Source organism: Nocardioides sp. (assembly GCF_035429765.1).
Classification (GTDB): domain Bacteria; phylum Actinomycetota; class Actinomycetes; order Propionibacteriales; family Nocardioidaceae; genus Nocardioides.
In genome coordinates, this window is sequence record NZ_DAOMFK010000028.1 from 1 (window position 1) to 23952 (window position 23952).

A 23952-nucleotide genomic window follows, 5' to 3' on the forward strand; every position below is an offset into this window, starting at 1 on the left:
GCGCGGCGATGATCCGCTCCAAGGGCGAGGCCGGCACCGGTGACGTCTCCAACGCGGTGACCCACATGCGCACCATCCGCGCCGAGATGCGCCGGCTGCAGAGCCTCTCGGCCGACGAGCTGTACGTCGCCGCCAAGGAGCTGCAGGCGCCCTACGAGCTGGTCAGGGAGGTCGCCGAGGCCGGCAGCCTGCCCGTGGTGCTCTTCACCGCGGGGGGCATCGCCACCCCCGCCGACGCGGCGATGATGATGCAGCTCGGCGCCGAGGGGGTCTTCGTCGGCTCCGGCATCTTCAAGTCCGGCAACCCCGCCGAGCGGGCGGAGGCCATCGTGAAGGCCACCACCTTCTACGACGACCCCGACGTGGTCGCCAAGGTCTCCCGCGGGCTGGGAGAGGCCATGGTCGGCATCAACGTCGAGGAGATCCCGCAGCCGCACCGCCTCGCCGAGCGTGGGTGGTGACGGGCCGCTTCCGGCCCACCGTCGGGGTCCTGGCTCTCCAGGGTGACGTACGTGAGCACCTGCACGCGCTCGAAGCCGTCGGCGTGCGCGCGCTGCCCGTCCGGCGGCCCCCGGAGCTGGCCGCCTGCGACGGGCTGGTGATCCCGGGCGGGGAGTCGACCACGATGTCGAAGCTCGCGGTCGCCTTCGAGCTGCTCGAGCCGCTGCGGGACAGGGTCAAGACCGGGATGCCGGCTTTCGGGACCTGCGCCGGGATGATCCTGCTCGCCGACCGCGTCACCGACGGCCGCCCGGACCAGGAGACGGTCGGCGGGCTGGACGTCACCGTGCGGCGCAACGCCTTCGGTCGCCAGGTCGACTCCTTCGAGACCGACCTGGACGTCGTCGGGCTGGCCGAGCCCGTGCACGCGGTGTTCATCCGGGCTCCCTGGGTCGAGCAGGCCGGTGCGGACGTCGAGGTGCTCGCCCGTGTCGCCGTCGGGCCCGCCGCGGGTAGGATCGTCGCGGTTCGGCAGGGTCGGCTGATGGCGACCGCGTTCCACCCCGAGGTCGGCGGTGACACCCGGCTCCACGAGATGTTCGCCGGGGTCGTGCGCACCGGCTGAGCCCGCCACCCGACGTACCCCCACGGGAGAAGAGGACGCATGTCTGGCCACTCGAAATGGGCGACCACCAAGCACAAGAAGGCCGTCATCGACGCGCGGCGCGGCAAGCTGTTCGCCAAGCTGATCAAGAACATCGAGGTGGCGGCGAAGATGGGCGGGGGGGACCCGGCCGGCAACCCGACCCTCTACGACGCGATCCAGAAGGCCAAGAAGTCCTCGGTCCCCAACGACAACATCGACCGGGCCGTCAAACGCGGCTCGGGGGCCGAGGCCGGCGGCGCCGACTACCAGACGATCATGTACGAGGGCTACGGGCCCTCGGGCGTCGCGCTGCTCATCGAGTGCCTCACCGACAACAAGAACCGCGCGGCCATGGAGGTGCGTACCGCCACCTCCCGCAACGGCGGCACCCTCGCCGACCCGGGCTCGGTGTCCTTCCTGTTCAAGCGCAAGGGAGTGGTGATCGTCCCGAAGTCCCAGGACGACCGCGAGGTCACCGAGGACGACGTGCTCGAGGCGACCCTCGACGCGGGTGCCGAGGAGGTCAACGACCTGGGGGAGAGCGTGGAGGTGATCAGCGAGGCCGGCGACCTGGTCGGCGTACGTTCCGCCCTCCAGGACGCCGGTCTCGACTACGACTCCGCCGAGGCCGAGTTCGTCCCCGACATGGAGGTCGGGCTGGACAAGGACGCGGCGGCGAAGTTCTTCCGGCTGGTCGAGGCCCTCGAGGACCTCGACGACGTCCAGAACGTCTTCACCAACGCCGACGTCCCCGACGAGGTGCTCGCCGAGCTGGACGCCTGAGGGCGTGTCGGTTCCCCGCCCGGGCGGGGAAACCCTCACCTGTCACGGGTAGAGGAACGCCGCGAGCGCCGCAATTTGTGACGGGTCGGCGGCGCCGCGGGTCGCGCCGCGTGTCCTCCCCGGATCCGTCCGGCCCCGCGGCTAGCGTGGCTGCCGAACACACGTTCGTAACGAGAGGCGGCAGGATGCGGGTGCTGGGCATCGACCCGGGCCTGACCCGGTGCGGGATGGGGCTGGTGGAGGGAACGGTCGGCCGGCCGCTCACCCTGGTGGACGTCAACGTCCTGCGCACCAGCGCCGACCAGCCGGTCGCCACCCGGCTGGTCACCATCGAGCGCGGCATCAACGCCTGGCTGGAGGAGTACCACCCCGACGCCGTGGCCGTGGAGCGCGTCTTCGCCCGCTCCGACTCCAGCACGATCATGGGCACCGCCCAGGCCAGCGGCATCGCGATGGTGGCGGCCGCCCGGCGTGGCCTGCCGATCGCCCTGCACACGCCGAGCGAGGTGAAGGCCGCGGTCTCCGGCAGCGGGCGGGCCGACAAGGCGCAGGTCGGCGCCATGGTCGCCCGGATCCTGCGGCTGCCGACGCCGCCGAAGCCGGCCGACGCCGCGGACGCCCTGGCGCTGGCCATCACCCACATCTGGCGGGGCGGGGCTCAGGCGCGCCTCGACGCCGCGGTCGCGGCCGCAGGGAGGAAGTCGTGATCGCGTTCGTCCGCGGCGAGGTCGCCGCCCTCACCGTGTCCAGCGCGGTGCTCGAGGTCGGTGGCGTCGGTCTGGAGGTGCTCTGCACCCCGGCGACCCTGGCCACCCTCCGCCCCGGGCAGCCGGCCACCCTGCCCACCAGCATGGTGGTGCGCGAGGACTCCCTCACCCTGTTCGGGTTCCTCGACGAGGACGAGAAGTCCCTCTTCGAGCTGCTCCAGACCGCGTCCGGCGTGGGCCCCAAGCTCGCCCAGGCCATGCTGGCCGTGCTTCCCCCCGACGACCTGCGGACCGCGGTGGCGGCCGAGGACGTCAAGACCCTCACCCGGGTGCCCGGGGTCGGGCAGAAGGGCGCGCAGCGGATCATCCTCGAGCTGAAGGACCGGATCGGCCCGCCCACCGGTCGACGCCCGGGCTCCGTCCCGGCCGCACCGGCCGGCGGCTGGCGCGACCAGGTCCACCAGGGGCTGGTCGGCCTCGGGTGGTCGGCCCGCGAGGCCGAGCAGGCCGTGGAGGCGGTCGCCCCCCAGGCCGGTGACCAGCCCGACGTCGGCGCCCTGCTCCGGGCGGCCCTGCGCACGCTGAGCAAGGCATGAGCATGAGCGAGCCCACCGACCGGTACGCCGCCGCCGAGGACGCCCACCTGCGCTCCCTCACCGCGGCCGAGGCCGACGGCGACGAGCGCACGATCGAGGCGGCGCTGCGCCCCCGCAGCCTGGACGAGGTCGTCGGCCAGTCCCGGGTGCGGGCCCAGCTCGGCCTGGTCCTCGAGGCGGCCCGGCGCCGTGGCCGGGCGCCCGACCACGTGCTGCTCTCGGGTCCCCCGGGGCTGGGCAAGACGACGCTGGCGATGATCATCGCCCACGAGATGGGCGTGCCGCTCCGGCTGACCAGTGGCCCGGCGATCACCCACGCCGGTGACCTGGCCGCGATCCTCTCGGGCCTCAACGAGGGCGACGTCTTGTTCGTCGACGAGATCCACCGCATGTCCCGGCCCGCCGAGGAGATGCTCTACATGGCCATGGAGGACTTCCGCGTCGACGTGGTCATCGGCAAGGGCCCCGGTGCCACCTCGATCCCGCTGGACATCCCGCCCTTCACCCTGGTCGGCGCCACCACCCGGGCCGGGCTGCTGCCCGGGCCGCTGCGCGACCGGTTCGGGTTCACCGCCCACCTGGAGTTCTACGAGCCGGACGACCTGGACCGCATCCTGCACCGCTCCGCGGGGCTGCTCGACGTGCCGATCACCACCGAGGGCTCCGCGGAGATCGCCTCGCGCTCGCGCGGCACCCCCCGCATCGCCAACCGGCTGCTGCGCCGGGTCCGCGACTTCGCCCAGGTGCACGCCGACGGTGTGGTCACCCTGCCTGTCGCCCGCGAGGCGCTGGAGCTCTACGAGGTCGACGAGTCCGGCCTGGACCGGCTCGACCGAGCGGTGGTCGACGTGCTCTGCCGGCGCTTCGCCGGCGGACCCGTGGGCGTGTCCACGCTGGCGGTCGCGGTGGGGGAGGAGCGCGAGACCGTCGAGGAGGTCGCCGAGCCCTTCCTGGTGCGCAGCGGCCTGCTCGCCCGTACGCCGCGCGGCCGGGTCGCCACCCCCGCCGCCTGGCAGCACCTCGGCCTGGCTGTGCCCCCCTCGGCTGCGCCCGGTCCCGCGGACGCCACGCTGTTCGAGGACTGACGTCGACCCGTGTGCCCCGGAGGCTAGACTTCACCGTTGGCCGGGGCGCCTCCCGTCGCGCCCGCCGCCGTCCGTCCCCCGTTGAGAGGTTGTCCGAGTGGAGCAGCTTGTCTCCCTCCTGCCCCTGGCAGGCATCGCCCTTGTCTTCTGGCTTCTTCTGATCAGGCCGGCCAGCCGCCGCAACAAGGCGATGGCCCAGCTGCAGGCAAGCCTCCGGGTCGGCGACCGGGTGATGCTCAGCTCGGGCATCTACGGGACGCTGCGCACGGTCGACGAGGACCCGATCGAGGTGGAGTTCGCCGACGGCCTGGTGGTCCAGGTTGCCCGCGCGGCCGTGGCCCGGGTGGTCCACGCCGAGCCCACCGACGTCGAGCCAGGGCCTGACGCCGCCGAGGAGGGCTGAGGTGGCCCGAGGCAGCCGCCGTCCGTGGCGCACCCTCGGCGTCTTCTTCCTCGCCGTCGGGCTGCTGTTCGCGCTGGTGGCCGTCGCCGGCACCTGGAAGCCCGAGCTCGGCCTCGACCTGCAGGGCGGCACCCGGATCACGCTCAGCGCCAAGAGCGACTCCGTCGACCCGGCCAACCTCGAGGAGGCCGCCTCGATCATCGACTCGCGCGTCAACGGCTCCGGGGTCACCGAGGCCGAGGTGACCACGAGCGGGAACCGGTACGTCGTGGTGGAGATCCCGGGCGAGACCCGCGCGGACCTCGTCGAGACCGTCAAGCGCCAGGCGCTGCTCCACTTCCGGATCGTCGCGAAGGTCGGCCCCGGCGCGGCGACCACCGGCGCGGCCAGCCCGTCCGCCTCGCCCGGCGCCGGCGTCCTGGCCCCCTCCCCGTCCGCGACCACCAAGCCCGGCAAGAGCCAGCCCGGCAAGGGCCAGGCCAGCAAGAGTCCCCGTCCGAAGGCCGGCCCCTCCACGAAGCCGAGCAGCGAGCCCAGTGCCGCGGGCTCGCCGTCGGCCTCACCGTCGGGCTCGGCCACCCCCAAGGACGGCGGAGCAGGGGTCGACGACCCGCTGGCCTGGTCGCTGAAGCCCGACGAGAAGTGGGTCAAGAAGTTCGACGACTTCACCTGCCCGGCGCCCGGTGAGTCCACCAACGTGGTCGACGACCCGGACCAGCCGCTGGTCACCTGCGACGGCGACGGCAACAAGTACCTCCTCTCGGCGGCGATGATCAACGGCACGGATCTGAAGAGCGCGAGCCCGGGAGCGCCCAACCAGCAGAGCCTGAAGTGGGTGGTCCAGCTCGCGTTCGACTCCCAGGCCAGCGACACCTTCGCCAAGATCTCCCGGGAGCTCTACGGCACCGACCGGCAGTTCGCGATCGTGCTGGACGGCCAGGTCATCTCGGCCCCCACCATGAACGGCATCATCACCAACGGTCAGGCCGAGATCAGCGGCAACTTCACCGAGGCCACCGCACGCAGTCTCGCCACCAGCCTGAAGTTCGGTGCGCTGCCGGTGGCGTTCGAGAAGGACCCACTGGTCCAGACCGTGGGCCCCTCGCTGGCGGGCAACCAGCTCTCCGCCGGCATCACCGCCGGCGTGGTCGGTCTGCTGCTGGTGATGCTCTACTGCCTGCTCTACTACCGGGGGCTCGGGCTGGTGGTGATCGCCTCGCTGATCGTCGCAGGGGTGATCACCTACGGCATGGTGCTGCTGCTCAGCGAGACCGCCAACTTCACGCTGTCGCTGCCGGGCATCGCCGGCCTGATCGTGGCGGTCGGCATCACCGCCGACTCCTTCATCGTGTACTTCGAGCGGATCCGCGACGAGATGCGCGACGGGAAGTCGATGCGGGTCGCCGTCGAGACCGGCTGGGCCCGCGCCCGCAACACCTGCGTCGCAGCCGACGCGGTGTCGCTGCTGGCGGCCGTGGTGCTCTACATCTTCGCCGCGGGCGTGGTGCGAGGCTTCGCGTTCGCGCTCGGCCTGTCCACGCTCATCGACCTGGTGGTCTTCTTCTGGTTCACCCACCCGATGGTGTCGCTGCTCGCCCGCTACCCGTTCTTCAACAAGGGGCACAAGCTGTCCGGGCTGGACGCCGAGCACGTCGGCCTGGACCGGCTTCCGGCTGGAGGTGCCATCTGATGAGCAGGTTCTCCCGCCTGGGCAACGACCTCTACACCGGGCGCCGGTCGATCGACTTCGTCGGCCGCCGGCGGCTCTGGTACAGCATCTCGGGCCTGATCCTGGTCCTGTCGCTGCTGGGGCTGCAGGTCCGCGGCCTCGACATGGGCATCGAGTTCGTCGGCGGGTCGGAGTACAAGGTCAGCCTTCCGGCCGACCAGGTCACCCAGCAGACCGCGGACGACGTCCGGGCCGCGGTCGCCGGTACCGGGATCCCCAACGCCGCGGCCCCGGTGGTCACCACCTCGGGCAACGAGGCGGTGCTGGTGCAGACCCAGCCGCTGACCCCCCAGGAGACCACGGAGGTCATCGACGCCATCCTGGCGACCACGGGTGCCACCAACGACGACATCTCCACCTCCGAGATCGGCCCCAGCTGGGGCAAGCAGGTGGCCCAGCGCTCCCTCATCGGCCTCTCCGTGTTCCTCGTCCTGGTCGTCCTGCTCATCTGGGGCTATTTCCGGGAGTGGAAGATGTCGGTGGCGGCGATCGTCGCCCTCGCCCACGACGTGCTGATCACCATCGGCATCTACGCCTGGACCGGGTTCGAGGTGACCCCTGCCACGGTGACCGGCCTGCTGACCATTCTGGGCTTCTCGCTCTACGACACCGTGGTGGTCTTCGACAAGGTCCGGGAGAACACCAAGAACCTGCGCCGCAGCCACCAGACGTACGCCGAGGCGGCCAACCTGGCGGTCAACCAGACCCTGGTCCGCTCGATCAACACCTCGATCGTGGCGCTGATCCCGGTGGGCGCCATCCTCTACGTCAGCGTCGTGCAGCTGGGCTCCGGGGCGCTGAAGGACCTGGCCCTGGCCCTGTTCGTGGGCATGGCCGCCGGTGCCTACTCCTCGATCTTCATCGCCACGCCGCTGCTGGCCCAGCTGAAGTCGCGCGAGTCGGAGATCAAGCTGTCCGACAAGCGGGCCCGCACCCGCCAGCGTCACGACGCCGACCGGTACGCCTCGGTGCCGGTGTTCACCGAGGACATGCCGATCGCCGAGGAGCCCGGCGCCGCCCCGGCCGCCCAGGCCGCCCCGGTCGCCCCGGTCGCCCCGGGGCGTCCGCAGCCGACGCTGGGCAGTGGCCGGGTGGCGCCACCCCCGCGCAGCGAGGTCCGGCAGAGCCCCTCCAGCGGGCGGGCCCAGCCCACCCGGCAGTCCCGAGCGAAGCGAGGCAAGAAGTGACCGCCGTGACGAGTGCCGCCCTGGCCGCCGCCCACGACGCGATGGAGCGGCTGGTGGTCGACGTGCCGGACTTCCCCGAGCCCGGCGTCCTGTTCAAGGACATGAGCCCGATGCTCGCCGACCACGGGGCGTTCACCGCGGTGATCGAGGTGCTCGCCTCGGCGGGCCGCGACGAGTCCGGTGCCGTGGTGGTGGACAAGGTGATCGGCATGGAGTCGCGCGGCTTCATCCTCGGCGCCCCCGTGGCGCTGAGCCTCGGCGTCGGTTTCGTCCCGGTCCGCAAGGCCGGGAAGCTGCCGCGGGCGACCTACGCGGTCTCCTACGCGCTGGAGTACGGCGAGGCCACCTTGGAGATCCACCGCGACGCCGTCGCGCCGGGGGAGCGGGTGCTGCTGGTCGACGACGTGCTGGCGACCGGCGGGACCGTGGCCGCCACCCGGGAGCTGGTGGCCCTGTGCGGGGGCAGCACGCACGCGGTGTCGGTGCTGATGGAGATCGGCGCGCTGCCCGGCCGCGAGGGCGTCGGCGGCCTGCCCCTGACGGTGCTGGCGAGCGTCTGAGGACTCCTCGGACCGGCGCCCGGGCGCGCGGCCCGCACTAGAATGGGCCAATGACCGAGGAGAAGGCTCCCCCCGCCGCGCCGGCCGAGCGCGCGCCCGAGCCCGTCCTCAGCCCGCGGGGGATGCGCGCACGGATCGCGCGGATCGGCACCCGCGGCCAGTCGACCGGGAACCCGGTGCTGGAGCCGCTGTTCACCGCCGTCCGCGCCAACCACCCCAAGGCCGACCTCGCGCTGCTCGAGCGCGCGTACCTGACCGCCGAGCGGATGCACGGCAGCCAGACCCGCAAGAGCGGCGACCCCTACATCACCCACCCGCTGGCGGTCACCACGATCCTGGCCGACATCGGCATGACCGAGCCGACGCTGGTGGCCGCGCTGCTGCACGACACCGTCGAGGACACCCCGTACACCCTCGAGCAGCTCCGCGCGGACTTCGGTGAGGAGGTGGCGGCCCTCGTCGACGGCGTCACCAAGCTGGACAAGGTCAAGTACGGCGACACCGCCGAGGCCGAGACCATCCGCAAGATGATCGTGGCGATGGCCCGGGACATCCGGGTGCTGGTGATCAAGCTGGCCGACCGGCTGCACAACATGCGCACGATCCGCTACCTGAAGCGGGAGACCCAGGAGCGCAAGGCGCGGGAGACCCTCGACATCTACGCGCCGCTCGCCCACCGGCTGGGCATGAACACTCTCAAGTGGGAGCTCGAGGATCTCGCCTTCGCCACGCTTCACCCCAAGATCTACGACGAGATCGTGCGGATGGTGGCCGAGCGGGCCCCCTCCCGGGACCAGTTCCTCACCGAGGTGGTCGCGCAGGTCGAGGAGGACCTCAAGGAGGCGCGGATCCGGGCGACGGTGACCGGGCGGCCCAAGCACTACTACTCGATCTACCAGAAGATGATCGTCGGGGGCCGGGAGTTCTCCGACATCTACGACCTGGTGGGGGTGCGCATCCTGGTCGACGAGGACAAGGACTGCTACGCCGCGCTGGGCATCCTGCACGCCCGGTGGAGCCCGGTGCTCGGCCGGTTCAAGGACTACGTGGCGATCCCGAAGTTCAACATGTACCAGTCCCTGCACACGACGGTGATCGGCCCGCAGGGCAAGCCGGTCGAGCTGCAGATCCGCACCTACGGCATGCACCGTCGCGCCGAGTACGGCGTCGCCGCGCACTGGAAGTACAAGGAGAACGGCCGCAGCGGGGTCGACACCGACCGACCGGGCGACCTCGACGACATGACCTGGGTGCGCCAGCTGCTGGACTGGCAGAGCGAGGTCGAGGACCCCGGGGAGTTCCTGGAGTCGCTGCGCTTCGAGATGAACCGGACCGAGGTGTACGTGTTCACCCCGAAGGGCGACGTGATGGCGCTGCCGGCCGGCGCCACGCCGGTGGACTTCGCCTACGCCGTGCACACCGAGGTGGGCCACCACACGATCGGCGCCCGGGTGAACGGACGACTGGTGCCGCTCGAGTCGGCCCTCGAGATGGGCGACGTGGTCGAGGTCTTCACCTCCAAGAACCCCGCCGCCGGGCCCTCCCGCGACTGGCTGACCTTCGTCCGGTCCCCGCGGGCGCGCGCCAAGATCCGCCAGTGGTTCACCAAGGAACGCCGTGAGGAGGCCATCGAGCGGGGCAAGGAGCAGATCGTCAAGCTGATGCGCAAGGAGGGGATGGGACTCAAGCGGGTGCTCTCGCACGAGTCGCTGTCCCTCACCGCCCAGCACTTCCACCTGCCCGACGTCTCGGCCCTGTACGCCGCGGTCGGGGAGAACAACATCAGCGCCCAGGCGGTGGTCCGCCGGGTCATCGAGCTGCACGGGGGCGAGGACGGGGCCGCGGAGGACCTCGCCGAGGGGGTCACCATCACCGGCCGCCGGGGGAAGGCCCGGGCGGCGCCGGCCGGCGACTCCGGCGTGGTGCTCAAGGGTGCCGACGACGTCTGGATCAAGCTGGCCAAGTGCTGCACGCCGGTCCCCGGGGACCCGATCATGGGGTTCGTGACCAAGGGAGGGGGCGTCTCGGTGCACCGACGGGACTGCACGAACGCGGCCGCGCTCGAGCGGCACCCGGAGCGCCTGGTGGAGGTCGAGTGGGCACCCACCTCCCAGTCCAGCTTCCTGGTCAACATCCAGGTCGAGGCGCTCGACCGGGCCCGCCTGCTCTCCGACATCACCATGGCGCTCTCCGACGCGCACGTGAACATCCTCAGCGCGAACCTGACCACCACCCGGGACCGGGTGGCCAAGAGTCGGTTCAGCTTCGAGATGGCCGACGCCAAGCACCTGGAGACGGTGCTGCGCGCGGTCCGCTCCGTGCCGGGGGTGTTCGACGCCTACCGCGTCACGCAGTGAGCGTGCTCAGCCGGAGAACTCGCTGGAGGTCCTGCGGGCCATCTCCAGGAAGGCCTGCCGGGACGCGAGGTTCTCCTCCAGCTCCTGCACCCGGCGGGCGTCACCGGCTGCGCGCGCCCTGGCCAGGTCCGCCTCGACCTTCTCGATCGCGCTCTCGAGCTTGGTGACCATCTCGTCGGCGCGGGCCGACTTCTCCGGGTCCGAGCGGCGCCACTGCTCCTCCTCGACCCCGCGGATGGCCTGCTCGACGCGGCGCAGCCGGCCCTCGAGCTCCCTCATCCGCTCCCGTGGCACCTTGCCCGCAGCGTCCCAGCGCTCGGCGATGTCCCGGAAGGCGCGGCGGGCGGCGTCCAGGTCGGTCACCGGGACCAGCTGCTCGGCCTCCACCAGCAGCTGCTCCTTGACCACCGCGTTGGCGGCGAACTCCTCGTCGACCCGGGCGTTCGCGGCGTCGCGCGCCCCGAAGAAGGTGTCCTGGGCGGTCCGGAACCGCTTCCACAGCGCCTCGTCGACGTCCCGCGGCGCCGGTCCGGCCGCCTTCCACTCCCGCATCAGGTCCCGGTAGGCCCCCGCCGTGGGACCCCAGTCGGTGGAGGTAGCCAGCTCCTCGGCCTCGCGGACCAGCCGCTCCTTCACCGCCCGGGCACCTTCGCGCCGCTCCTGCTGCTCGGCGAAGTGGGCCTTGCGACGGCGGGTGTAGGTCGTCCGGGCGGTCGAGAACCGCCGCCACAGCGCGTCGTCAGAGGCCCGGTCCAGCCGGGGCAGCGCCTTCCAGGTGTCCAGCAGCTCGCGCAGCCGGTTGGCGCCGTTGCGCCAGTCCGTGCCCTCGGCAAGACCCTCGGCCTCCGCGACGATCCGCTCCTTCTCCACCCGGGACTCCGCGGCCCGGGCCGCCCGCTCCGCGCGACGGGCCTCTCGCTGCTGCTCGATGACGGGCGCCAGGGCGTCCAGGCGGGTGGCCAGCGCGTCCAGGTCGCCGACCGCGTTGGCGCCGACCACCTGCTCGCGCACCGTGCGCACCGACGCGACGGCCTCCTCGGGGCTCAGCACCCCCGACCGGATCCGCTGCTCGAGCAGGCCGACCTCGAACTCGAGCGCGGCGTACCGCTCGGTGAAGAACCGCAGCGCCTCCTCCGGCGTCCCCGCGGGGTACTGCCCGACCGAGCGCTCGCCCTCAGCGGTCCGCACGAAGACCGTGCCGTCCTCGGCGACCCGCCCCCACTCATGGCTCGTCACGTGCGTTCCTCTTCGTTCGACTCAGATGACGCACCCGTGCCGGGGAGCGCTGGGGCCATGCTAGTCACCACGCGCCGATGCAGCGCCCGTCGTCGCGGCTGGATAGGCTTCCGGGGTGTTGATCGCCGGCTTCCCCGCGGGTCCCTGGGGCACCAACTGCTACGTCGTGGCCACCGGCGCGGGCAGCGAGTGCGTCGTGGTCGACCCCGGGAAGGACGCGACCGACGGCGTGGCGACGGTCGTGCGGGAGCACCGGCTCAAGCCGGTCGCCGTGCTGGTCACCCACGGGCACATCGACCACATGTGGTGCGTGGCGCCCGTCGCGGGCGGCTACGACGCCACCGCGTGGATCCACCCCGCGGACCGGCACCTGCTCACCGACCCGACGGCGGGGATGGGCCGCGAGACCGCCCAGCTGCTGCTGGGCCGGGGCTTCACGTTCGCGGAGCCGGACGACGTGCGCGAGCTCAGCGACCTCCAGGAGCTGGAGCTGGCGGGGCTGCGGTTCGTCGTCGACCACACCCCCGGTCACACCGCCGGCTCGGTCACCTTCCGCACGCCCTACCCTGCCACCGACCCGTCGGGCCCGCAGGTCTCCGAGGTGATGTTCTCCGGCGACCTGCTCTTCGCCGGCTCGATCGGCCGCACCGACCTGCCCGGCGGGGACCACCCGACGATGCTGCGCAGCCTGCGGGACAAGGTGCTGCCCCTCGCCGACGACGTCGTGGTGCTCCCCGGCCACGGCGAGCAGACCTCCATCGGTCGCGAACGCGCCACCAACCCCTTCCTGCGCGACCTCCTCGAGAGCGGCGGCGCCGAACGAGTCAGCCGAGGTCTGTGAGATGAGCAAGCCCACCCCGCTGAGCGGGTTCCCCGAGCTGCTGCCCGCCCAGCGCGTGGTCGAGCGGGCGGTGCTGGACACCCTGGCCGAGGTGTTCGAGCTGCACGGCTTCGCCAACATCGAGACCCGCGCCGTCGAGCCGATGGACCAGCTGCTGCGCAAGGGGGAGACCTCGAAGGAGGTCTACGTCCTGCGCCGCCTGCAGGAGACCGACTCGGCCGCGGACTCGGGGATCGGCCTGCACTTCGATCTCACCGTGCCCTTCGCCCGCTACGTGCTGGAGAACTCCGGGAAGCTGGAGTTCCCGTTCCGCCGCTACCAGCTGCAGAAGGCCTGGCGGGGGGAGCGGCCGCAGGAGGGCCGCTACCGCGAGTTCACCCAGGCCGACATCGACATCGTCGGGCGCGACGTGCTGCCCTTCCACCACGACGTCGAGGTGGCCAGGGTGATGATCGACGCCCTGTCGCGGCTGGACTTCCTGCCCGCCTTCACCCTGCAGGTGAACAACCGCAAACTCATCCAGGGCTTCTACACCGGCATCGGCGTCCCCGACGTCGACGAGGCGATGCGCGTGGTGGACAAGCTCGACAAGGTCCCCGCCGAGGCGGTCCACGCCCTGCTGGTCGGTGAGGTCGGGCTCACCGCCGCGCAGGCCGACGCCTGCCTGGCCCTGGCCGGCATCCGCACCCCCGACGACTCCTTCGTCGCCCGCGTGCGCGAGCTCGGCGTGCGTCACGAGCTCCTGGACGAGGGGCTCGCCGAGCTCGCCGAGCTCGTGCGCGGGTGCGCCCCGCTGGCCGGCGACCGGGTGGGCGTGGTCGCCGACCTCGCCGTCGCGCGTGGGCTGGACTACTACACCGGCACCGTCTTCGAGACCCGGCTGCAGGGCAGCGAGAGCCTCGGCTCCATCTGCTCCGGGGGCAGGTACGACGCTCTCGCCAGCGACGGCCGCACGACCTTCCCGGGGGTGGGCATCTCGCTCGGGGTCAGCCGGGTCGTGGTCCCCCTGCTCCAGCGCGGCACCGTCGCCGGCAGCCGCTCGGTGCCCAGCGCGGTCCTGGTCGCCCTCGCCGACGAGGCGTCGAGAGCGGCCAGCGACGCGGTCGCGGACGCGCTGCGCCGCAACGGCGTCCCCTGCGAGGTCGCCGCCAGCCCGCAGAAGTTCGGCCGCCAGATCCGGTACGCCGAGCGCCGCGGCATCCCCTTCGTGTGGTTCCCGGGGGACGGCGGGCACGAGGTGAAGGACATCCGCTCGGGAACCCAGGTCCCTGCCGAGCCAGCCACCTGGACCCCACCACCGGAGGACCTGCGGCCGCGGGTCGTCCGCACCAGCGATCAGGAGAAGACACAGTGATCCGCACCCATGACGCCGGCGCGCTGCGCGCCGAGCACGCCGGCCGGCAGGTCGTCCTCGCAGGCTGGGTCGCCCGCCGCCGAGACCACGGCGGGGTGGCCTTCCTCGACCTGCGCGAGGCCAGCGGGGTCGTGCAGGTGGTGGTCAGGGACGAGGCGGTGGCCCACAGCCTGCGCAGCGAGTACTGCGTGCGGGTGGTCGGGGAGGTCGCCGTGCGGCCCGAGGGCAACGCGAACCCGCACCTGCCTTCCGGGGAGGTCGAGGTGATCGCCTCGGAGGTCGAGGTGCTCAGCCCGTGCGCCCCGCTGCCGTTCCCGATCGACGAGCACATCGAGGTGGGGGAGGAGGCCCGCCTCAAGCACCGCTACCTCGACCTGCGGCGGACCGGCCCGAGCCGGGCGCTCCGGCTGCGCAGCCGGGTCAGCCAGGCCGCTCGCACCGTCCTGGCCGCCCACGACTTCGTCGAGATCGAGACCCCCACGCTGACCCGGTCCACGCCGGAGGGGGCGCGGGACTTCCTGGTCCCGGCCCGCCTGCAGCCGGGCCGGTGGTACGCCCTGCCGCAGAGTCCGCAGCTCTTCAAGCAGCTGCTGATGGTCGCCGGCGTGGAGCGCTACTACCAGATCGCGCGCTGCTACCGGGACGAGGACTTCCGCGCCGACCGGCAGCCGGAGTTCACCCAGCTCGACGTCGAGATGAGCTTCGTCGACCAGGACGACGTGATCGCGCTGACCGAGGAGATCCTCGCCGCGCTGTGGGGCCTGGTGGACCACGAGCTCCCCACCCCGCTGCCGCGGATGACCTACGCCGAGGCGATGGCGCGCTTCGGCACCGACAAGCCCGACCTGCGGATGGGCCAGGAGCTGGTCGACTGCACCGACTACTTCCGCGACACCACGTTCCGGGTCTTCCAGGCGCCCTACGTCGGCTCGGTGGTGATGCCCGGAGGCGGCAGCCAGCCGCGCCGCCAGTTCGACGCCTGGCAGGACTGGGCCAAGCAGCGGGGGGCACGCGGCCTGGCCTACGTCACCGTCGGTGCGGACGGTGAGCTGGGCGGCCCGGTGGCCAAGAACCTCTCGGAGGCGGAGCGGGCCGGGCTGGCCGACCACGTAGGGGCCGCCCCGGGCGACTGCGTCTTCTTCGCCGCGGGGCCGGTGAAGTCGAGCCGGGCGCTGCTCGGCGCCGCACGACTGGAGATCGGCCGACGGTGCGGGCTGATCGACGAGAGTGCCTGGAGCCTGCTCTGGGTGGTCGACGCGCCCCTGTTCGAGCCCGCGGACGAGGCGACCGCCGCCGGCGACGTCGCGGTCGGCTCCGGCGCCTGGACCGCGGTCCACCACGCCTTCACCTCGCCGCAGGACCCCGAGGCGTTCGACCGGGACCCGGCCTCGGCGCTGGCCTGGGCCTACGACGTCGTCTGCAACGGCAACGAGATCGGCGGAGGCTCGATCAGGATCCACCGCCAGGACGTCCAGAAGCGGGTGTTCGCCGTGATGGGCATCGACGAGGCCGAGGCGCAGGAGAAGTTCGGCTTCCTCCTCGACGCGTTCGCCTACGGCCCGCCGCCGCACGGGGGGATCGCGCTCGGCTGGGATCGGATCGTGGCCCTGCTGGCCGGCACCGACTCCATCCGCGAGGTCATCGCCTTCCCGAAGTCCGGCGGCGGGTTCGACCCGCTCACCTCCGCACCTGCGCCGATCACCGCCCAGCAGCGCAAGGAGGCGGGGGTGGACGCCGTCCCCGCGGAGGATGTCCGGCCCTGAGGCTGAACGGCCGGACGTCCTGGGGGATCTGGTGTCGCCGAGACCAGATCGTTACCCTGCGGTGATCGCTCGTGCTGTCTGGGTCGCCTAGAGTCGCGGACGGCACCACGTTGCCGGACCGGGTGATCCCCGGTCTGCCAGACCCAGATGGGAAGACATGTCCATCCCCGAGAAGATCGAGACGCTGCAGTCCGAAGACCTGCACGAGGGACCGAGGGACAAGAAGTCCCGCAAGGACAAGAAGAAGAGCAGGGCCCAGAGCCAGAGCATCGAGGGCAAGTCCCCGCTGCGGATCGCGATGGGCCGGCTGGTGCGCGACAAGCTCGCCATGGTCTGCCTGTTCATCGTGCTGGTGTTCGTGCTGATCGCCATCTTCGCCGGAGTGATCGCCAACTTCTTCAACGTCAGCACCGCGTCGGTGCTCCCTTCGCAGTACATCGACGCGTTCAACGGCGGCCTGCCCAAGACCGGCCCCCCGCTGCACGGCTACGACCCCGAGCACCCCTTCGGCCTGGCGCCGCACACGGCCGACGACAACCTGGCCTACTGGCTGTACGGCTGCCGCACCTCGCTGACGATCGCCACCATCTCCACCGTCGCGGCGACCCTGATCGGCGTGGTCGTCGGGCTCATCTCCGGCTACGGCAGCGGCGGACTGGACAGGACCATCTCCTTCATCACCGACTTCTTCCTCACCATCCCGTTCCTGCTCGCCGCGCTCAGCCTGGCCCCGATCCTCAACGAGCGCTTCGCCGACAACCCGGCGCAGTACCACACGATCAAGTACTGGTCGCTCATCCTCATCCTCACCTTCTTCGGCTGGATGGGCACGGCCCGGCTGATCCGCGGGGAGGTGCTCTCACTGCGGGAGCGGGAGTTCATCCAGTCCGCCCAGGTGATCGGCATGCCCACCTGGCGGATCCTGTCCAAGGAGCTGCTGCCCAACCTGGTGGCCCCGATCGTCATCTCCGCCTCGCTGATGCTGCCGGCGTTCGTCACCGCCGAGGCGGGACTCGCCTTCCTGGGCATCGGGGTGGACGGCGCCTCGTGGGGCCAGACCATCAACAAGGCCACCGACTACTTCCAGCTCTACCCGCTCTACCTGTGGGAGCCGCTGCTCGGCATCGTGCTGCTGGTCGTCGCCCTGAACCTGCTGGGCGACGCCATCCGCGACGCCCTCGACCCCAAGACCCGTCGCTGACGGGACCCATCCGTGGCCCCGGGGCACATCCCTGGAGGCACGACCACAAGAAGAAAGGCTGGACAGCACATGAGACGGAGCAAGCCGCTTGCGGCGCTCGCCGGTGCCGCCCTGCTCACCCTGGCCGCCTGCGGCGGCTCGGGTGACTCGGGCGGCGACTCCGAGGTGAAGGGGGACTTCGAGCAGGCCGCCTCGGGCTTCGCCAAGGACCCCGAGGCCCAGGGACCGGCACCGGAGGTTCCCGGCGCCACCGAGGGCGGGACCCTCACGGTGTACGCCCAGGGCGACCCCGGCCCCAACTCGCTGGACCCGACCGAGGGCTGGTCGGTGCTCGGCAACTCCATCCAGCAGGCGTACATGAACCGCTCCCTCACGCAGTACATGCGTGACCCGGACACCGGTCAGTTCCTGCTGGTCCCCGACCTGGCCACCGACCTCGGTCGGCCGAACTCCGACTTCACCGAGTGGACCTTCACCCTGCGTGACGGCGTGAAGTGGGAGGACGGCAAGCCGGTCACGCCGGAGGAGCTGGCGTTCGGCATCCAGCGCTCGCTGGACAGCGACACCTTCCCGGCCGGCCCGGGCACGGAGTACTCCAAGACCTACTTCCTCGACGCCGACACCTACAAGGGTCCCTACACCGACAAGGGTGTGGACTACCAGGGCATCACCGTCGACGGCAACGACATCACCATCAAGATGTCCAAGCCGTTCCCGGACATGGACTGGTGGGGCTCCTTCATGGCCATGGGCCCGGCCCCGCTCGGCAAGGTGAGCGACCCGCCGGCCTACGGCAAGCACCCGCTGTCCACCGGTCCCTACAAGATCGAGTCCTTCCGCTCCAGCGAAGAGCTGGTCATGGTCAAGAACGACCAGTGGGACCCGGCGACCGACCCGGCCCGGCACCAGTACGCCGACAAGGTCGTGATCAAGTTCAACCAGGACCCGAACAAGACCGACCAGGTCATGCTGAGCGGCAACACCGACGCCCAGACCGGGATCTCGATCGGCATCAACTCGGCGAACTACCAGAAGTTCCAGGACACGGTGGGTGACCGGCTGGTCAAGCAGTCCGCGCAGTGCACGAACTACACCACGCCGGACTACACCAAGATCACCGACATCAACATCCGCAAGGCCATCGCCTACGCCATCCCCTACGAGGACGTCTGGACCGTCGGTGGCGAGATCCCGGGTGTGACCCGAGTCCCCGCGAACACGCTGATGCCTCCGGGCATGGCCGGTCGCAAGGACTTCTACGTCGACGGTGAGCAGATCACCTACAACCCCGACAAGGCCAAGCAGCTGCTGGCCGACGCGGGCGTGACGGGGCAGTACAAGCTCACCAACGTCTACTACGAGCCCGACCCGCTGGCCCGTGACACCCAGAAGGTCATGGTCGAGGGCATGAAGGCGGCCGGCTTCGACCTCACCGGCATCCCGGTGGAGGTCTCGCCGTACGACATCTGGCTCAACCCCGACGACAAGACCAACAAGAAGCTCAACCTGCGGGGCGTCAACTGGTGCTCCGACTGGCCGTCGGGCCTGACCATGCTGCCGCCGATCGCGAAGACCGGGGCTGCCTACAACACCGCGCAGTTCTCCGAGAAGGCCGTCGACGACAAGATGGAGAGCATCACCACGCTGCCTCTCGACGAGCAGCCGGGTGCCTGGGGTGACCTGGACGAGGAGATCTCGACCCAGTACTTCCCCATCATCCCGACCGCGTACCGCAACGAGATGCTGGTCTACGGTGAGAAGGTCGGTGCCTTCTACGGCGACCCGGCGTTCGGCGCGCCGTACTACAAGGACCTGTTCGTCAAGCAGTAGGTCCGCGCGCTGAGCGCACGCTCGGTGCACACCGTGGTGGGGGCTCCTGAGAGCTCGGGGGCCCCCACCACCTCCACCTGTCTGTCGCGCCGCCCCGCGGCGCACTAGATTGTCAGCCACCCGCCGTGCCTGCACGGCTCCCGCAGCACCCGGAGGTCTTGCGAGATGTTCGCCTACGTCGTCAAGCGCGTGCTCTCCGGGATCGCCGTGGTGATCCTGGTCTCCATGTCGGTGTTCGCGCTGTTCTGGTACGGCCCGTCGGAGCCGGCTCGGCCCATCTGCAACAACCAGACCGGCAACCGCTGCAGCGCCGAGAAGCTGGAGATGTTCAAGGAGAACCTCGGCTACAACAACCCGGTCTACGTCGAGTACGGCAAGTGGGCCAAGGGCGTGCTGGTGGGCCGGGAGATCCAGTTCGGCAGCATCCCCATCGAGTGCCCCGCCCCGTGCCTGGGGCTGTCCTTCCGCACCAACCAGCCGGTCTTCGAGGAGATGAAGCAACGGCTGCCCGCCACGATCTCGGTGGCCATCGGCGGGGCGTTCCTCTACCTGGCGTTCGGGATCCCCATCGGCGTCGCCGCGGCCCAACGACGAGGCACCGTGGCGGACAAGGCGCTGGTGTCCTCCTTCCTCTTCCTCTCCTCGATCCCCTACTACCTCTTCGCGCTGCTGTTCTGGCTCTACATGACCGTCATCTGGCAGGTGCCCATATTCAGCGACACCGGGTACACACCATTCACCGAGAACCCCTACAAGTGGTTCACCGGGCTGTTCCTGGCCTGGGTCGCCCTCGGCATCTTCGGCGCCACTTCCTACACCCGTTACTCGCGCGGGTCGATGGTGGAGGCCCTCAGCGAGGACTACATCCGCACGGCCCGGTCCAAGGGGCTGGCCAAACGGACCGTGGTCTACAAGCACGCCCTCCGGGCGGCCATGGTCCCGGTGGTCACGATCTTCGGCCTCGACCTGGGCATCCTGCTGTCGGGCACGATCTTCACCGAACGCATCTTCGACATCCACGGCATCGGCTGGTGGGGGGTCGAGGCGGTCGGCATCAAGGACCTCAACGTGGTGGCGGCGACCACGCTGTTCGGCGCGATCATGATCATCGCGAGCAACATCATCGTCGACGTCATCTACAGCGTCCTGGACCCGAGGGTGAGGCTGTCGTGACCTCGGTGCAGAGCAGCCCCGGCGGCACGCAGGGCGCGGGGGACGAGCCGTACCTCGTCGTGGAGGACCTCACCGTCCGGTTCCCCACCGAGGACGGCCTGGTCACCGCGGTGACCGGTCTGTCGTACTCGGTGGGCCTCGGCCAGACCCTGGGCATCGTGGGAGAGTCCGGCTCGGGCAAGTCCGTCTCCAGCCTGGCCGTGATGGGGCTGCACGACCCCAAGCAGAGCCGGATCACCGGGTCGATCCGCCTCGGCGGGACGGAGGTCGTCGGGCTGGACGAGGCCCGGATGCGCAAGCTGCGGGGCAGCCGGGCGTCGATGATCTTCCAGGACGCGCTGGCGGCGCTGCACCCGTTCTACAAGATCGGGGACCAGCTCGAGGAGGCCTACCTCGTCCACCACCCGAAGGCCTCCAAGCGCGACGCGCGCCGCAAGGCCATCGAGATGCTGGACCGGGTCGGCATCCCCCAGCCGGAGTCGCGGGTCAACGACTTCCCGCACCAGTTCTCCGGGGGCATGCGGCAGCGCGCGATGATCGCGATGGGCCTGATCAACGACCCGTCGCTGATCTTCGCCGACGAGCCGACGACCGCGCTCGACGTCACCGTCCAGGCCCAGATCCTCGACCTGCTCAACGACCTGCAGCGCGAGTTCAACTCCGCCGTGATCATCATCACCCACGACCTCGGGGTGATCGCGGAGATGGCCGACGACGTGCTGGTCATGTACGCCGGTCGCGCGGTGGAGTACGGCGCCTGCAAGGAGATCCTCGTCCACCCGCAGATGCCCTACACCTGGGGCCTGCTCTCGAGCATCCCCGACGTCTCGGCCGACATCGACGCCCGGCTGATCCCGATCCCCGGAAACCCGCCCAGCATGCTCAACCCGCCGACGGGCTGCCCGTTCCACCCCCGGTGCGTCCACCGCGACAAGGTCCCCGGCGACCTGTGCACGTCCACCCTGCCCGAGCTCGAGCCCACCGGCAGCGGCTACCACCTCCGGCGCTGCCACCTGCCCGACCCCGAGTCGATCTACCAGGCCGAGATCCTGCCCGAGATCGCCCCCGACCTGGTCGAGGAGACCTGATGGCCCACGCCGAGCCCGTCGCCGGGCACGCTCCCTCCCGCCTCGACCTCGACCGGCCACCGGTGCTGACCGTCGACAACCTCAAGATGTACTTCCCGGTGAAGTCCTCCGGTCTGCTGCGCCGCGTGGTCGGCCACGTACAGGCCGTCGACGGGATCTCCTTCGAGGTGCCCGAGGGCGGCTCGCTGGGGCTGGTGGGGGAGTCCGGCTGCGGCAAGTCCACCACCGGTCGCTGCATCACCCGGCTCAACGACCCGACGTCGGGCTCGATGATGTTCGACGGGCAGGACATCGCGAAGCTCACCCACCGCCAGTTCAAGCCGCTGCGCCGCGACGTGCAGATGATCTTCCAGGACCCCTACACCTCGCTGAACCCCCGGCACACGGTCGGCTCGATCGTGGGGGCGCCGCTCGCGGTGCACGACGTGGTGCCCAGGAACAAGATCCTGCCCCGGGTGCAGGAGCTGCTCGAGGTCGTCGGCCTGAACCCCGAGCACTACAACCGCTACCCCAACGAGTTCTCCGGCGGCCAGCGCCAGCGCATCGGGATCGCCCGGGCCCTCACGCTCAACCCCAAGCTGCTGGTCGCCGACGAGCCGGTCTCCGCGCTGGACGTGTCCATCCAGGCGCAGGTGATCAACCTGCTCCAGGACGTCCAGCGGGAGTTCGACATCGCGTTCCTCTTCATCGCCCACGACCTCGCGGTCGTCCGCCACTTCTGCCCCGAGGTCGCGGTGATGTACCTCGGCAAGATCGTGGAGATCGGCGACCGCGAGACCATCTACCAGCACTCCCACCACCCGTACACCCAGGCCCTGCTCTCCGCGGTGCCCGACGTGAAGCAGGCCGCGATCGGCGGCCGCCGGGAGCGCATCCGCCTCGTCGGAGACGTGCCCAGCCCGATCAACCCGCCCTCCGGGTGCCGGTTCCGGACCCGCTGCGCGATCGCCAAGGAGATGTGCGCGAAGGTCGAGCCGCCGCTGCTGCAGGTGGGTCCGCGGCACAAGGTCGCCTGCCACTTCCCCGGCGAGCTGGGCCGGCACCCGGAGCTGCCGGTCACCACCACCCTGCTCGGGGTCGACGACTCCGGCAGCCCGGTCCCCGGTGCCGTGGCGGCCGAGCAGATCAACATCCCCGGCTACGCCGACTCGTGGTACGACCTGGACCGCAAGACGATGACCCAGGCCTGAGCCCGCGTCCCGGAGGTCGCCTAGGCTTGCCCGCGTGGACGGGCTCTTCGACATGGCGCCGGAGCGGACCGGCGCCGGGTCGCTGACCGACGCCGGCCACGTGGCCGCGCCCCTCGCGGTGCGGATGCGGCCACGCACGCTCGACGAGCTCGTCGGGCAGCCCCAGCTGCGGGCCGCCGGGTCGCCCCTGCGGCAGCTGATCGAGGGCGACCAGTCCCTGTCGCTGCTGCTGTGGGGCCCGCCGGGGACCGGGAAGACCACGATCGCGGCGATCCTGAGCAACCAGACCGACCGGCGGTTCGTGGAGGTCTCGGCCGTGGCGGCCGGGGTCAAGGAGGTGCGGGCGGCCATCGACGCGGCCCGGGCCGACCTGGTCCGCACCGGCCGCGAGACCGTGCTCTTCGTCGACGAGGTGCACCGCTTCACCAAGGCCCAGCAGGACGCCCTGCTGCCCGGGGTGGAGAACCGGTGGGTGACCCTGGTGGCGGCCACCACCGAGAACCCCTTCTTCTCGGTCATCTCCCCGCTGCTCTCCCGCAGCCTCCTGCTGCGCCTGGTGTCGTTGACCGACGACGACGTCCGCACCGTCCTGCAGTCGGCGCTCTCCGACGAGCGCGGGCTGGACGGCGAGTTCACCCTGGAGGCGGAGGCGGCCGATCACCTGGTGCGGCTGGCGGGCGGGGACGCCCGCCGGGCCCTGACCTACCTCGAGGCCGCCGCCGGGGCCGCGCGGACCCAGGGCTCGACCGTGATCGACCTGGCCACTGCCGAGACCGCCGTCGACCAGGCGGCCGTGCGCTACGACCGGCAGGGCGACCAGCACTACGACGTCACCTCGGCGTTCATCAAGTCCGTGCGCGGCTCGGACGCCGACGCCGCCCTGCACTACCTGGCGCGGATGCTCGAGGCGGGCGAGGACCCCCGGTTCATCGCGCGGCGGCTGGTGATCCTGGCCAGCGAGGACATCGGCCTGGCCGACCCGACCGCGCTGACGACCGCGGTCGCCGCGGCCCAGGCGGTCCAGCTGATCGGGCTTCCGGAGGCGCGGCTGAACCTCGCCCAGGCCACGATCGCGCTCGCGGTGGCACCGAAGTCGAACGCGGTGATCCGCGCCATCGACGCGGCCAGTGCCGACGTGAAGGCCGGGCGGATCGGTGCGGTGCCCGCCCACCTGCGCGACGCGCACTACCCCGGGGCGCCCAGGCTCGGGCACGGGAAGGACTACGTCTACAGCCACGACGAGCCCTTCGGCATCGCCGCGCAGCAGTACGCGCCCGACGAGCTCGCCGACGCCGCCTACTACCAGCCCACCTCCCTGGGCGCCGAGGCCGCCGTCAAGGAGCGGTGGGAGCGGATCCGGCGGCTCATCCGCGGGGATGCCGGTTCCGCGGGGCGATAAGGTTCGGCGTTGTGAGACAGGACTGGTGGCTCGTGGCGCTCCTCGTCGTGCTCACCGTGGTGACGGTGGTGCTCGGCGTGGCTCTGCTGCGCCTGCGGGCACGCGCCCACGCCGACCTGGCCGCCTCGCGCCGGGAGGCCGACGAGCTGCGCGAGCGGGTCGCCGGCATCGAGCAGAGGCTCGGCGCGGAGCCGACCCCGACGGACCGTGCGGTGGAGTTCCTGATCACCGACCTCCCGGCGGAGGGCTCCGGAGCGGTCGACCTGCCGCCCCCGACGCCCGGCCGCATCGAGGGGCGGCTGTTCGCCGACCTGGTGCTGCGGGAGTCGGTGGTGAAGGCGGCCGCCCCGGCCCACGGCGGACGCCGCGCCTGGGCGCCCGGG

Annotated in this window: 22 protein-coding genes; 21 read left to right on the forward strand and 1 reads right to left on the reverse strand. The window is 71.2% G+C overall.

Annotated elements, in window-relative coordinates:
- The 11 genes from PLP61_RS04880 to PLP61_RS04930 form a co-directional block, all read left to right on the forward strand.
- On the forward strand, window positions 1-461 hold a 461-nt coding region (locus tag PLP61_RS04880), incomplete at its 5' end, for a beta/alpha barrel domain-containing protein (protein WP_502888956.1).
- Complete coding sequence (gene pdxT / locus PLP61_RS04885) at window positions 458-1066, forward strand: pyridoxal 5'-phosphate synthase glutaminase subunit PdxT (protein WP_324500926.1); 609 nt, start codon at window positions 458-460, stop codon at window positions 1064-1066. The genes PLP61_RS04880 and pdxT, both read left to right, overlap by 4 nt.
- Before the next feature lie 39 nt (window positions 1067-1105).
- Window positions 1106-1870 carry a YebC/PmpR family DNA-binding transcriptional regulator gene (locus PLP61_RS04890; RefSeq protein WP_324500928.1) on the forward strand — a complete coding sequence of 255 codons (765 nt, stop codon included), beginning with the start codon at window positions 1106-1108 and terminating at the stop codon, window positions 1868-1870.
- A 194-nt stretch (window positions 1871-2064) separates the two neighbouring features.
- Window positions 2065-2577, forward strand: coding sequence for a crossover junction endodeoxyribonuclease RuvC (ruvC, locus tag PLP61_RS04895; RefSeq protein WP_324500960.1), 513 nt, complete (start codon window positions 2065-2067; stop codon window positions 2575-2577).
- Window positions 2574-3173, forward strand: a complete 600-nt coding sequence (gene ruvA / locus PLP61_RS04900) for a Holliday junction branch migration protein RuvA (protein ID WP_324500930.1) — start codon at window positions 2574-2576, stop codon at window positions 3171-3173. The genes ruvC and ruvA overlap by 4 nt, the downstream gene beginning before the upstream one ends.
- 2 nt (window positions 3174-3175) lie before the next feature.
- A complete protein-coding gene (gene ruvB, locus PLP61_RS04905; RefSeq protein ID WP_324500932.1) occupies window positions 3176-4258 on the forward strand; it encodes a Holliday junction branch migration DNA helicase RuvB in 1083 nt (360 codons plus the stop codon).
- 97 nt (window positions 4259-4355) lie between these two features.
- Window positions 4356-4661 carry a preprotein translocase subunit YajC gene (gene yajC / locus PLP61_RS04910; protein ID WP_324500934.1) on the forward strand — a complete coding sequence of 102 codons (306 nt, stop codon included), beginning with the start codon at window positions 4356-4358 and terminating at the stop codon, window positions 4659-4661.
- Between the two features lies 1 nt (window position 4662).
- Complete coding sequence (gene secD, locus PLP61_RS04915) at window positions 4663-6351, forward strand: protein translocase subunit SecD (RefSeq protein ID WP_324500936.1); 1689 nt, start codon at window positions 4663-4665, stop codon at window positions 6349-6351.
- Window positions 6351-7577, forward strand: coding sequence for a protein translocase subunit SecF (gene secF / locus PLP61_RS04920; RefSeq protein ID WP_324500938.1), 1227 nt, complete (start codon window positions 6351-6353; stop codon window positions 7575-7577). The genes secD and secF overlap by 1 nt, the downstream gene beginning before the upstream one ends.
- A 41-nt stretch (window positions 7578-7618) precedes the next feature.
- Window positions 7619-8137 (forward strand): adenine phosphoribosyltransferase, encoded by a 519-nt coding sequence (locus tag PLP61_RS04925; protein WP_324500962.1) that lies wholly within the window; start codon window positions 7619-7621, stop codon window positions 8135-8137.
- A gap of 50 nt (window positions 8138-8187) precedes the next feature.
- Window positions 8188-10494 (forward strand): RelA/SpoT family protein, encoded by a 2307-nt coding sequence (locus PLP61_RS04930; protein ID WP_502888957.1) that lies wholly within the window; start codon window positions 8188-8190, stop codon window positions 10492-10494.
- Window positions 10495-10500: 6 nt separating this feature from the next.
- Here the strand turns inward: PLP61_RS04930 and PLP61_RS04935 are convergent, their stop codons facing one another.
- Complete coding sequence (locus tag PLP61_RS04935; RefSeq protein WP_324500940.1) at window positions 10501-11730, reverse strand: DUF349 domain-containing protein; 1230 nt, start codon at window positions 11728-11730, stop codon at window positions 10501-10503.
- Between the two features lie 115 nt (window positions 11731-11845).
- On the opposite strand from PLP61_RS04935, the gene PLP61_RS04940 reads away from it, so the two are divergent.
- The 10 genes from PLP61_RS04940 to PLP61_RS04985 all read left to right on the forward strand — a co-directional run.
- Complete coding sequence (locus PLP61_RS04940; protein ID WP_324500942.1) at window positions 11846-12571, forward strand: MBL fold metallo-hydrolase; 726 nt, start codon at window positions 11846-11848, stop codon at window positions 12569-12571.
- 1 nt (window position 12572) lies between these two features.
- The gene (gene hisS / locus PLP61_RS04945; RefSeq protein WP_324500944.1) at window positions 12573-13925 is read left to right on the forward strand and encodes a histidine--tRNA ligase; all 1353 of its coding nucleotides are present in this window, start codon (window positions 12573-12575) and stop codon (window positions 13923-13925) included.
- Entirely contained in the window at window positions 13922-15688 is a 1767-nt protein-coding gene (gene aspS / locus PLP61_RS04950; RefSeq protein WP_324500946.1) for an aspartate--tRNA ligase, read from the forward strand. Before hisS ends, aspS begins: the two co-directional genes overlap by 4 nt.
- A gap of 157 nt (window positions 15689-15845) precedes the next feature.
- On the forward strand, window positions 15846-16889 hold the full coding sequence (locus PLP61_RS04955; RefSeq protein WP_324500948.1) for an ABC transporter permease: 1044 nt from the start codon (window positions 15846-15848) through the stop codon (window positions 16887-16889).
- 69 nt (window positions 16890-16958) lie between these two features.
- On the forward strand, window positions 16959-18719 hold the full coding sequence (locus tag PLP61_RS04960; protein ID WP_324500950.1) for an ABC transporter substrate-binding protein: 1761 nt from the start codon (window positions 16959-16961) through the stop codon (window positions 18717-18719).
- A 165-nt stretch (window positions 18720-18884) separates the two neighbouring features.
- Entirely contained in the window at window positions 18885-19892 is a 1008-nt protein-coding gene (locus PLP61_RS04965) for an ABC transporter permease (protein ID WP_324500952.1), read from the forward strand.
- Complete coding sequence (locus PLP61_RS04970; protein WP_324500954.1) at window positions 19889-20980, forward strand: ABC transporter ATP-binding protein; 1092 nt, start codon at window positions 19889-19891, stop codon at window positions 20978-20980. Before PLP61_RS04965 ends, PLP61_RS04970 begins: the two co-directional genes overlap by 4 nt.
- Window positions 20980-22170 carry an ABC transporter ATP-binding protein gene (locus PLP61_RS04975; RefSeq protein ID WP_324500956.1) on the forward strand — a complete coding sequence of 397 codons (1191 nt, stop codon included), beginning with the start codon at window positions 20980-20982 and terminating at the stop codon, window positions 22168-22170. The genes PLP61_RS04970 and PLP61_RS04975 overlap by 1 nt, the downstream gene beginning before the upstream one ends.
- Before the next feature lie 52 nt (window positions 22171-22222).
- Window positions 22223-23569 carry a replication-associated recombination protein A gene (locus tag PLP61_RS04980; protein WP_324500966.1) on the forward strand — a complete coding sequence of 449 codons (1347 nt, stop codon included), beginning with the start codon at window positions 22223-22225 and terminating at the stop codon, window positions 23567-23569.
- An 11-nt stretch (window positions 23570-23580) separates the two neighbouring features.
- Window positions 23581-23952, forward strand: a 372-nt coding sequence (locus PLP61_RS04985) for a hypothetical protein (protein WP_324500958.1), incomplete at its 3' end; no start/stop codon positions are given.